Origin of the sequence: Hymenobacter roseosalivarius DSM 11622, assembly GCF_900176135.1 — a bacterium.
Classification (GTDB): Bacteria; Bacteroidota; Bacteroidia; order Cytophagales; family Hymenobacteraceae; genus Hymenobacter; species Hymenobacter roseosalivarius.
The window spans coordinates 1-10,749 of the sequence record NZ_FWWW01000038.1; the positions used below are offsets into that span (position 1 = coordinate 1).

The window sequence follows — 10,749 nt, forward strand, 5'->3', positions numbered from 1 at the left end:
GGNGGGCTTTTTTGGTTTCCAATTACGACTAAGCGGCTTGGAAGCCAGTAGCCTGCTTGATAGTGCGCTCAGCGCCGGTAGCCGGTTCGGCGTAGGTGTGGTCGCTCACCTCAATGGAGAGCTTCTTGCCCAACAACTCTTTAGTATCTAGGTCTTTGCCCCCTTCAGCATGAATGCCGACGGCCGAGTAGAGAGAAAGTAAAATGGGCATGGCTGCCGGCGACGTGTAGAAGCGCTGCGTCAAGAAGCCATCTTCGTTTTCCATGCGGGCCGCGAAAAACGGCACATTCTGGTGCTCGCTAGTACCTTCCTGAATATCGGTAATCTCAACCACATGACGCCCATTGGGCAGAAAGCCCTTCTCCTGGCCTTTTTCAACTGGAATTTTCATGGGAGTGGATTAGGGTTAAATATTACTTAACGGTAGGAGCAAAGAGGAGTTCAGAGATATGGTATAAAATCGTTGTGATATACTTATCTCCAGACTCAACGATCAGAAATTCAAATAGTTGTAGGAATATTTCAAATCTTTAGCTCAAATTCAGATTAGTGATTTAGCTCCGTCAATTTATAGCCCGGGGGGCAGTTCACTACCGGTCTTATCTTCCACTCTTCACTTCCCAACCTATGTTAAACAAACTTACCGGCTGTTGCCTCTTGGCATTGAGCTCAGTAGCCTTTTCCGCCTGCGACCAGTTCGGACTGGAAGACTGGCGAGGCAATGGGCAGCCTGCCCCCAGACCCAAGATAGCCTTGACCTCCCCTAATATGGACGCCCGCCAAGTAGTATTGGGTCCTCCATCGAGAGCCGTTGGGTCTTTTTCGGGCCTGTACGACCCACAAACCAATGTGTTAGTATCTACTGTTGCTTATTATACGAGTGGTGAATCCATTACTGGTGTGATATCTCAACCTGTAACAGAGGTCCACTTGCACCGGGGGGCACCAGGAACGAACGGGCCAATCGTTTTCTCCTTTCCTTCGCTCACACTCCCACTCCCCATCGGAGCTACAGTTACCCTTTCCGAGGCTGACGAGGAGTTGCTGCTCAACAACGATATGTATGTGGATGTGCATACTCAGATTTTCCCTCAGGGCGAAGTCCGGGGGCCTGTTTTGCGGCAATAAAGCGGTTCGAATATCGCTTAACTGCGCTGATACCAAGGTGATAAACGCTCACTTCCTACTCCTCACCCATGCTAAAAAAACTCGCTTCCGGATTTCTCTTCCTACTGAGTCTGGCCACATTTTCCGCCTGTGACCAATTCGACTTGAATGACCTGCGCAAAAAGGCGCCACCTAGCCTCCCCGAAATATCCCTATCGGCTAGGCTCACGGGTAGTCAGCTTGTGCCGGCAGGCACTGGCGGCTTAGGCTCTTTTACGGCTACTTATAACCAGCAGACCAATGTCCTGGCTTATACTGTGGCATTCAACACTTCTTTGGCTGGGGCCATTTCGGTTCAAGAGCTGCATCTGCACCGCGGCGCGGCAGGTACTGTCGGGCCCATCGCTTATACGTTGCCTTCGACAACTAATGGGACGATTACATTAACGAAGGCCGATGAGGCTCTGCTACTGGATGGAAGTCTGTATGTGGATGCAGAAACGCGGTTTCGTGAGGGGCAGCCGCTCGTTGCTGTAAGCCGGGGCGCTATTATGAGGCAGTAAAGCGGGCTCTGTTTTGGTTGGAAATACAAGAAAACCAAATTGTTACAAACCGGTTGCTATATTTTGCCGTAGGTCCTAGCCAGCCTTCTCCATTGTCGAGTTCTTGTCCTGACAATTCCATCTTTTCTAACTTTTATTTTCCACTCCTTACCACCTAACAATGCTAAAAAAACTCACTTCTGGTTTCCTACTGGCTTTTGGCCTAGTAGGCTTTTCCGCTTGTGACCAAACAGATCTGAATGAGCTGATCAAGATTGCGCAGCCGGCTCCCAGCACCAAAGTAAACCTAACGGCCATTATGAGCGGCAGTCAGGAAGTACCAGCTGTTTCGTCGGCCGCTACGGGTACTTTTACCGGTGTCTATGACAAGAACACCAATGTATTGACCTACACGGTAACCTACACCGGGCTGACGCCGGTAGCTGGCCACCTGCACCGCGGCGCGCCGGGCATGAATGGACCAGTAATCTTCCCATTTCCGCAGCTGACTTCGCCCGTCACCGCTACGGCCACCTTTACTGAGGACGACGAAGCCTTATTGCTGAATAACGGTTTTTATTCAAACCTGCATAGTGCCGCATTCCCCGGCGGCGAAATACGGGGCAATATTACAGTGAAGTAGAGCGCCTGTTTGCCTGAAAAGCCCCCCATACGACGAGTGCGGGGGGCTTTTTTGTGCTCCCGCAGTGCTGCCAGAACTTTAGCGGGCATTTTTGCCTAGGCATTGCCGACCTTTACCCGCACCATGGCCTCTACGCTCACCGACGCGCTTAACCTGCTTTCCAAAACCACACCGCGCCGGGTACTGAATACCGCGCAGGTGGTCGGGAGCTACGCCCTGAGCAAGCTCACGGGCCGGGCGCGCCACTGGGGGTTGCCCATGGCTTTGTCGTTTGAGCCAACCACCAGCTGCAACCTGCGCTGCCCGGAGTGCCCCAGCGGGCTGCGTTCCTTTACCCGGCCCACCGGCATGCTGCCCGACGAGCTGTTCAAGCGCACCATCGACGAAGTAGCGGCGCGGCTCTGGTACCTGATCTTCTATTTTCAGGGTGAGCCGTACCTGCACCCGCATTTTCTGGAGCTTGTGAAATACGCCGCTGATAAAGGCATTTATACCGCTACCAGCACCAACGCCCACTACCTGAATGACCAGAACGCCCGCCGCACCGTGGAGTCGGGCCTCGACCGGCTGATTATCTCGCTCGATGGTACGACCCAGGAAACCTATCAGCAGTACCGCGTGGGGGGCAAAATTGACAAGGTATTGGAGGGTGCGCGCAACGTGCTGCGCTGGCGTAAAGAGTTGAAGTCGAGCACGCCGCGGGTAGTATTTCAGTTTCTGGTAGTGCAGCCCAATGAGCACCAGATTGAGGATGCCAGGCAGCTGGCCCGCGACATGGGCGTGGACGACGTGTGGTTCAAAACCGCCCAGATTTACGATTACCAAAATGGCTCGCCTCTTATCCCGACCATCGACTACTATTCGCGCTACGAGAATAACCAGAACGGCACCTGGAGCATCAAAAACCGCTTGATTAATCATTGCTGGAAAATGTGGCACTCCTGCGTTATCACCTGGGACGGGCTGGTGGTGCCCTGCTGCTTCGATAAAGACGCGGAATATCGCCTCGGCGACTTATCTCAGCAAACCTTCCGAGGCTTGTGGCAGGGGCCACAATACCGGCAGTTTCGCGCCTCCCTACTCAAAGGCCGCGACCAGATTGAGATGTGCCGCAACTGCACCGAAGGCACCCGCGTGTGGGGCTGAGCAGGTCAGCGGGCCGGGTAAAAGCACATGGCGGCGAACGATAAGTAGCATATAGGCCTGCGCTTGCGTTAGTTATGCGTAAAAACACTAGCACGGCCGCCGCGTTATTACTACTGGCTTAGTCTGGCTTGGTGGCTGGCTGATCTTATTTTGCGCTGTCGCATTCCAAATCATATCCCATAAGTAGTGTTTGCTCTTACCTCTGATTTCTCCAATACGGTTAACCTCGTCACTGATAAGCTTATTGCTTGGGTTGAGCAGTTTGTCATAATGCTGCCCAACCTGGTGGTAGCTATTCTGCTGTTGATCGTGACCGTATTTGCCGCGCGGCTCGTGCAGCGATTAGCTACCCGGTTTCTGCCCCGTGTGTCGCATAGCGTAACGATCAATAGCCTGATTGCGACGCTGGTTTACGTGGTCGTGCTGCTGTTTGGGTTGTTCTTCGTGCTGTCGGTGCTGAATCTGGACAAGACCGTGACCTCGCTGCTGGCCGGCGTCGGTATTATTGGGTTGGCCCTGGGCTTTGCCTTCCAGGACATCGCGGCCAATTTTATCAGTGGCATTATCATCGCCATTCAGCGGCCCTTCAACGTGGGCGACATGATTAAAACCAACGACTACTTTGGGATTATTGAGCGCATCCGGCTGCGCACCGTGGATTTGCGCCAGCCAACCGGCGAGTTGGTGCTGGTGCCCAACCGCAAAGTGTTTGAAAATGCCCTGATTAACTACTCCGTCAATACCATGCGCCGCGTCGATCTGGACTGCGGGGTGGGCTACGACTCCGATCTGGAGCAGGTGCGGGAAGTCGTGCTGGAAGCCGTACAACAGGTGCCGCACCTAGTGCGCGAGCGGGCCCCGGAGGTAATGTTCACAGAGTTTGCCGACAGCGCCATCACGTTTCAGCTCCGCTTCTGGATTCCCTACAAGCGGCAGGTCGACTACGTGTCGGCCAAAAGCGCCGCCATTATGAGCATAAAAAAGGCCTTCGATGAGGCGGGCATCAACATTCCCTTTCCCATTCGGACCCTGCATGTGCCGGGTGGCGTTGCTTTGCCCATCGCCTTGCAAAAGGAAGAAGTCGATGCAGACAAGAATGAGTAAGCACAACACCCTGCACCACTAGAGCCAAAAAAGCCCCCCAGATCTATTCTGGGGGGCTTTTTTAGCTCTAGCGCTTCTTATTTGTGGTCTTTTTTCAGGTTTTTGCCGAGGTCTTCTACCTGCTTAAGAAAACCCAGGCTGTCGGTGTCGCCGGTGGGGCCGTAGGAGGAGGAAATCGTGCCGCGCGTACCGTCGGCGCACTCCAGGGCGTACAGGATGGACATATCATCGGGGTCACTCTCACCCTCAAAGCGGTAAAAATCCACGATGGTCACGTCTTCGGGGCCATAGCTGATGGTCTCGGAGCTAAAAGGGCGCAGGCGGCCATCGGCGACCCGAAAATCTTCGGTAAAACCGTCTTTGGCCAGCTTCTGCTCTACCATAATCAGGGAGCGTTCTTCTTCTTTATCTTGCATGATCAGGGGGCGTTTGGGAGTGGAACGGTGCGGCGGAGTAGGAGCAAAAAGAACCCCGTGCCGACTATACGCAGTCGGCACGGGGCTAGGTTGTCTGAATCGACAATACGGAAAGTTATTTACTGGGAAGGGGTTCAGCTTTCAGCGCCGCCGCTTCAATGGTGCGTTGCAGCCGATCAACATCAATGGTACCGCAGGCACCGCCGCAGCCTTTGGCGCAGCCAGTAGTGCCTGGGGAGAAAAAGGCTCTCCAGAATACCCGGCCCACATAAAAAGTGGCTGCCAGGAACAAAACGCCGATGAGAAAATATTGGAACAGCATAACGCTCATAAAACTATGCAATCCGAAAAAAAGTTTGGCCACTGGCCCTGCTATTTCCAGTAGTCGCCAATCGTTTGCTGCATCCGGCGGTGTATCTGGCCGTTGGTGGCTAACACTTCCCGACCAAAAATGGGGTCACCATTGGTAAGAAACTGCGTAACGTGGCCACCGGCCTCGCGCACCAGCAGCACGCCGGCGGCTACATCGTAGGAGTTGATATTAAACTCGAAATAGCCATCGAAGCGGCCTGCGGCCACATAAGCCAAATCCAGCGCCGCCGAGCCCACGCGGCGGATACCGTGCGTAGACTGCATAAACTCGCCCATAATTTTCAGGTAGGCATCTAGCTTGTCGAACTTATAGTAGGGAAAGCCCGTGGCCAGCAGTGACTCATGCAAATCGGCCGCGGCCGATACGTGAATGGGCTTTTCGTTGCAGTAAGCCCCCCCGCCCAGCGCCGCCCGGAAGCACTCATCCTGATTGATTTCGTACACCACGCCCACCACCAGCTCGTCGCGGTGCATGAGCGCCACGCTCACGCAATACGCGGGTTGCCCATGTATAAAGTTAGTAGTGCCGTCGAGCGGGTCGATGATCCAGTTATACTCTTCGGTTCTTTCCTTGGCCGCGGTGCCTTCCTCCGTAATAAAACCCGCTTCAGGCAGGAGTGCGTGCAACTCGTCGACTAACTGCTTTTCGCTTTGCTGATCGACGTACGAAACCATATCATGCAAGCCTTTATGCTCCACGCTGGCCAAGTCAAAGTTGGCCGCTTCTTGACGAATAAACTGGCCGGCGCGGCGAGCTATATCCGCTACCTGGAGGCTTAATGCATTGAAATCCATAGGGTATATGTTAGGCTGTCATCCTTCGTATCTCAGGATGATAATTGACTTTTTTTAGCGCCCACAAACCGGCGCACGAGGGTGAAGCTCAGCAGTAATCCTGCCAGCACCTGCATCGTGGGCCCAATCAGCTCGCCGTGGCGCACGTAAAAGGTTAGCTCGGAGTTGAGCTGCACGGTGGCCCGACTGGCGGCGGGCACCCACCAACCAGTCTGAGCCGTGATTTCGCCTCTCTGGTTAATGAAAGCCGAAATGCCCGTATTAGCCGAGCGGGCAATAGCCCGACGAGTTTCGATGGCGCGCAGAGTGGCGTATTGTAGGTGCTGCTCGTGGCCGGGCGAGTCGCTCCACCAGCCATCATTGGTGATGATGCCCAACAGCGTCGCCCCATTCTTTACATATTCGGCCACGAAGTCGCCGTACACCGATTCGTAGCAAATGAGTGGACCCACTCGCAGCGCGGAGTCAGTAGGGGAGCGGAATACGGTGCGCTCCTTCTGGCTGCCGTAGCTGCCCACCGTGCCGCCCAAGTTGATATTGGCAATGAGTTGGGTGAGGAGTGGCGGCACCTTCTCCACGCCCGGCACGAGGCGGGATTTGTGATAAAAAGTAGCCGGCGTACTAGCATTGGTCAGGAAAGCAGCGGTATTAAACACATCGAAGTAGCCCGTCTCGTCGCGGTAGCGGGCCGTTACAGTAGCGGTTTCCTTGCTCGGATAAGCAACCAGACTGGTAATACCCGTGATAAGCTCCAGGTTGGGATGCTGAGCCAGCATTGCCCGAACCCGCTGGGTATTGGGGTTGGCGTCAAACTGATTTTCCCACTGCGCCTGATCCAGAGAGGTTTCAGGCCAGAGTACGAGGCGGGTTTTGGGCGTCAGATTTTCGGTAGTGAGGGTAATTAGCCGGGTAACCTGCGCCTCAATCGGGATGAAGTTTTCTGCTCCCTGAAACTTCTCCTGGTACGGGTCGATGTTGGGCTGAATAACCAAAACCTCGGCTGGGGGGCCTTTCTCCTGATAGTTGTAGCCAATAAGCTTGGAGAGGCCGATGGGCAGCAAAGCAGCAAGTAAAGGAACCATGAACAGGCGCTGCACTTGTACACGGCTCAACTCAGGGGCACCTGGTCGGCTGGCCGCCGCGTATTTTTGCAGGGACAGAAACGCCAGGATATTTACCACCCAAATCCAGACGGAGCCGCCCAGAAAGCCGGTATATTCGTACCACTGCACCCAGCTATTGGCCTGGGCAAAGCCGTTGCCGAGCGTAAGCCACGGCCAGGTGAGGTCCCAGTGCAGGTGCAGCTGCTCGAAGGCAATCCAGTAAACGGGTAGCGACAGGTAGCCCAGCATAGGACCCGCCAGCTTTTTGGTGTGGTAAAACGCCATGGTGGGCAGGCACATCAGCAAAGCGTTCAGCACCACGGCCGCAATGCCGCCGCCCAAGGTGCTGTAGCTCACCCACCAGGTAGTAAAAGCATTCCAGAGCACCAGCGTCAGGTAGGTGTAGCGAAACACCTTCCAGCCGCTCGCGCCGCGCCGCGTAAGCAGCTGTTCCATAAACAGATACGGCACCCAGCCGACGAGCAGCAGCAGAGCCATGCCAGTGGGGTGTACGGGCCAGCCGGCCCACAAAAGCACGGCGCTGAGCAGCGCCAGCAGTGAAGGTTGCCAATAAGCCCACCCAGCCTGGGGGCGCGGAGCCGCAGCAACGGCTGGGCTAGTCTTTACTTCCTTGAACGACAACAACGATTTCTCCTTTAATGGATGAACGGCCCGCAAAGTTGGCGGCTAGCGCGGGCAGCGTGCCGTTTACGGTTTCCTCAAATAACTTGGTTAACTCCCGGCTCACCGACGCCTGCCGCTCGGGTCCAAAAACCTCGGCCAGCTGCTCCAGGGTTTTTACGATGCGGTGCGGCGATTCATAAAATATCAACGTGCGGGTTTCGGTGGCCAGTTCCCGCAGGCGGGTCTGGCGCCCTTTTTTTACGGGCAGAAATCCTTCAAATACAAATCGTTCGGCTCCGAAACCTGACTTGAGCAATGCCGGCACAAAGGCCGTAGCGCCCGGCAGGCACTCTACTTTCAGGCCCCGGCTCAGGCACTCGCGCACCAGTAGAAAACCCGGATCGGAGATGCCCGGCGTGCCGGCATCCGACACCAAAGCCATCCGTTCCCCTTTTTCCAGACGCTCAATCAGGCGGGCCACGGTTTGATGCTCATTGTGCAGGTGGTAGCTGAGCAACGGTTTTTTCAAACCCAAATGCTGCATCAGGCGGCCGCTGTTGCGGGTGTCTTCGGCCAGCACCGTATCTACCTCGCCCAATATGCGAATGGCCCGCAGGGTGATATCCTCCAGGTTACCGATGGGCGTGGGCACGAGATACAGAACGGTGGTCGCGGGAGCTTCGTCGGGCATAGAGGTACAAAGGTAAGTTGACGCTACGCTTAATGAGAAATGAAGAATAAGGAATGAGGCATTGAAGGCATCTGATAATGGATCATTCTTCATTAAGCGTAGCGTAAATCCGGTCGATGGCTTCCGCTAAGCGGTGGTCGCGTTTAGTGACGGTATTGCCCGCATCGTGGGTGTAGAGGCGAAACTCGACAATGTCGTACACATTGGACCACCATGGATGATGATTCTGACGCTCCGCTTCGGCGGCCACGGCTGTCATGAAGGCAAAGGCCGCTTTGAAATCGGCGAAATGGAAGCTGCGGGTAAGGGCGTTATCGTGTTCGGTCCACATGAGGGGCTTTTTTGGGTAGCAATACTCGAAAAATAAAGCGCTCGACACAACTGCCTTTAACTTGCTGCAAGCCACGCTGTTTCCGGTCAACTTAAACCAAAATTCGCAAACCAGAGTACACTTCAAGGTAATCACCCCACGACTCTAAACGACGCTTTCTATGGCCATTGATCCTAATAATCGTCCCGTCCGCGTCATCAACGACGACACTACTGATCAGGAATTAGCTGCCGGACATATTATTCCCGATGCCGACCCACCCAAAAACGAAGCTGCCCGCGGCGGATTTGGCAACCGCGACGGCAAAGAGGGCTTTGGCACAGACAGCGGCAGCGGCAATACGTCGATTTCCGTGAATGAAGATGCGGATAAAGTAGGTCACCCCGGCGATAATATGCTGACCACGGAAGAAGGCCGCGACGAGCGTGCCGACCAGGACATGCCCGACTCAGACCTGCCCAGTGCTGATACGGTTCGGCGGCCACCTTCCGCCTCCGAAGCCAACGCCACGAAAGCCCAACGCACGCTACACGGGGCCGGCGAAAGCGACGTGGATGGCATTCGCAATACCCTCTCCAAAGACGACCACGACGTGTCTACCGTCAAGGACAGCCCGCCCGGCCGGGCCACCCCGGAAACCAACGCCGACCTAAACGACCCCAACGCCCAGGAATCAGGCATTTTGCGGGGCGAGTAGACCAGATTATCGCACCTGCTTTATCATCTAACGCATTGAAATCATGGCAAAAAGCAATCAGCAGTCCCAGGAGAACAAAGGCAATCCGGCCGGCGATGGCCAGACCAAAAGCGACCCGACTAGCACCCCCCTCAACAGCGGCGAGCTGGAGCAGCGGCTGGCCGATGAGTACACCGACGATGGGCTGGACGAGGTGCCGCCTCACCTGACCAACAACCCCAACCGCAACCTCGATAAGACGGACCTGGACAACACGCCGTATACCTAAGCCGTCCGGTGCCTCTTCCTTTAGGCTTAAAAAGCACTTCTCCCTGCGGAGAAAGTGCTTTTTAGGTTTCAAACAGGTAAGATTTGACCGCCTGGCACCGCTCAGCGGGCCGCTTGTCCGGGGTTTCCCGTTATCTATGTTTGCCAACAACCAGCCTGCTCTCATGGCCCGCTACGCTACCACCGATTTGCACGGCTGCTTGCACACCTTCCGTCACGCGGTAGAAACGAAGTTGCGCCTGCGCCCTACGGATGAGTTGTACGTGCTGGGCGACTACGTAAATAAAGGTCCCGATAGCCGCGGCGTGCTCGATTATCTGATGCAGCTACAGGCCGCTGGCTTTCAGATGTATTGCTTGCGCGGCAACCATGATCAGGAGTTGCTCGATGCTGCTCACGGCCGGGCTGCCGCCACCTGGGCTTCAGCCGATGACCGGGCATTGACACTACAAAGCTTTGGGGTGACGGAAGCAGCCCAAATTCCTGAACCTTACCTCCGCTGGCTCGATTCCCTGCCCTACCAACTGGATATTCCGGGCTTCACGCTTGTTCATGCCGGCTTCGACTTTCATTTGCCCCCTAAGCAAATGCGTCAGGCTTGGAATACGATGCTCAATACCAAGCAATTCGTGTTTGATGCGTCGCGGTTGCAGGGGCGGCGCCTGCTGCATGGCCACGTTCCCACACCCAAGGCCGAAGTGCAGCGGCGGGTAGATGTCCGACAGGGAGCAATTGGTCTTGATACCGGTTGCGTCTACCGCCACAATGCGGAGTTAGCTCACCTGGCCGTGCTGGATGTGGACACATTTCAACTCCAGCTTTATCCTAATCAGGAAGAGCCTTATCCGATAGCGCGCCGCTGAGAAGGCGAGCATATCAAGGTTTTGAAAAGGAGCTGTTGGTTAATGACT

Annotated in this window: 15 protein-coding genes; 8 read left to right on the plus strand and 7 right to left on the minus strand. The window is 55.2% G+C overall.

Going from position 1 to position 10,749, the window contains the following annotated elements:
- Positions 1–28: 28 nt before the first annotated feature.
- Positions 29–391 (minus strand): hypothetical protein, encoded by a 363-nt coding sequence (locus B9A24_RS02385; protein ID WP_084443573.1) that lies wholly within the window; start codon positions 389–391, stop codon positions 29–31.
- 377 nt (positions 392–768) lie between these two features.
- Between B9A24_RS02385 and B9A24_RS23160 the strand changes: the two genes are divergently transcribed.
- From B9A24_RS23160 to B9A24_RS02410, 5 genes are all read left to right on the plus strand, one after another.
- Positions 769–1,128, plus strand: a complete 360-nt coding sequence (locus B9A24_RS23160; RefSeq protein ID WP_394334632.1) for a CHRD domain-containing protein — start codon at positions 769–771, stop codon at positions 1,126–1,128.
- A gap of 68 nt (positions 1,129–1,196) precedes the next feature.
- Positions 1,197–1,670, plus strand: coding sequence for a CHRD domain-containing protein (locus B9A24_RS02395; protein WP_084443575.1), 474 nt, complete (start codon positions 1,197–1,199; stop codon positions 1,668–1,670).
- A gap of 160 nt (positions 1,671–1,830) precedes the next feature.
- On the plus strand, positions 1,831–2,292 hold the full coding sequence (locus B9A24_RS02400; RefSeq protein ID WP_084443576.1) for a CHRD domain-containing protein: 462 nt from the start codon (positions 1,831–1,833) through the stop codon (positions 2,290–2,292).
- A 123-nt stretch (positions 2,293–2,415) separates the two neighbouring features.
- Positions 2,416–3,438, plus strand: coding sequence for an SPASM domain-containing protein (locus B9A24_RS02405; protein WP_084443585.1), 1,023 nt, complete (start codon positions 2,416–2,418; stop codon positions 3,436–3,438).
- Positions 3,439–3,624: 186 nt separating this feature from the next.
- Entirely contained in the window at positions 3,625–4,542 is a 918-nt protein-coding gene (locus tag B9A24_RS02410; protein WP_234996917.1) for a mechanosensitive ion channel family protein, read from the plus strand.
- A gap of 77 nt (positions 4,543–4,619) precedes the next feature.
- Here the strand turns inward: B9A24_RS02410 and B9A24_RS02415 are convergent, their stop codons facing one another.
- From B9A24_RS02415 to B9A24_RS02440, 6 genes are all read right to left on the minus strand, one after another.
- Entirely contained in the window at positions 4,620–4,958 is a 339-nt protein-coding gene (locus B9A24_RS02415) for a hypothetical protein (protein ID WP_084443577.1), read from the minus strand.
- A gap of 115 nt (positions 4,959–5,073) precedes the next feature.
- Positions 5,074–5,322, minus strand: a complete 249-nt coding sequence (locus B9A24_RS22215; RefSeq protein WP_200813848.1) for a hypothetical protein — start codon at positions 5,320–5,322, stop codon at positions 5,074–5,076.
- Between the two features lie 8 nt (positions 5,323–5,330).
- Entirely contained in the window at positions 5,331–6,125 is a 795-nt protein-coding gene (locus B9A24_RS02425) for an inositol monophosphatase family protein (RefSeq protein ID WP_084443579.1), read from the minus strand.
- A gap of 32 nt (positions 6,126–6,157) precedes the next feature.
- Positions 6,158–7,906 (minus strand): apolipoprotein N-acyltransferase, encoded by a 1,749-nt coding sequence (gene lnt / locus B9A24_RS02430; RefSeq protein WP_234996918.1) that lies wholly within the window; start codon positions 7,904–7,906, stop codon positions 6,158–6,160.
- Positions 7,845–8,543: a 16S rRNA (cytidine(1402)-2'-O)-methyltransferase gene (gene rsmI / locus B9A24_RS02435; protein ID WP_084443580.1), complete on the minus strand. Its 699-nt coding sequence runs from the start codon at positions 8,541–8,543 to the stop codon at positions 7,845–7,847. The genes lnt and rsmI overlap by 62 nt, the downstream gene beginning before the upstream one ends.
- A gap of 82 nt (positions 8,544–8,625) precedes the next feature.
- On the minus strand, positions 8,626–8,874 hold the full coding sequence (locus B9A24_RS02440) for a 4a-hydroxytetrahydrobiopterin dehydratase (protein ID WP_084443581.1): 249 nt from the start codon (positions 8,872–8,874) through the stop codon (positions 8,626–8,628).
- 160 nt (positions 8,875–9,034) lie between these two features.
- Here B9A24_RS02440 and B9A24_RS02445 point away from each other — a divergent pair, with 160 nt between their 5' ends.
- The 3 genes from B9A24_RS02445 to B9A24_RS02455 all read left to right on the plus strand — a co-directional run bounded on the left by B9A24_RS02445 (position 9,035) and on the right by B9A24_RS02455 (position 10,701).
- Entirely contained in the window at positions 9,035–9,571 is a 537-nt protein-coding gene (locus B9A24_RS02445; protein WP_084443582.1) for a hypothetical protein, read from the plus strand.
- A gap of 43 nt (positions 9,572–9,614) precedes the next feature.
- Positions 9,615–9,839 carry a hypothetical protein gene (locus B9A24_RS02450; RefSeq protein WP_084443583.1) on the plus strand — a complete coding sequence of 75 codons (225 nt, stop codon included), beginning with the start codon at positions 9,615–9,617 and terminating at the stop codon, positions 9,837–9,839.
- Positions 9,840–9,975: 136 nt separating this feature from the next.
- Positions 9,976–10,701: a metallophosphoesterase family protein gene (locus tag B9A24_RS02455; protein ID WP_084443584.1), complete on the plus strand. Its 726-nt coding sequence runs from the start codon at positions 9,976–9,978 to the stop codon at positions 10,699–10,701.
- The last annotated feature ends 48 nt before the right edge of the window (positions 10,702–10,749 follow it).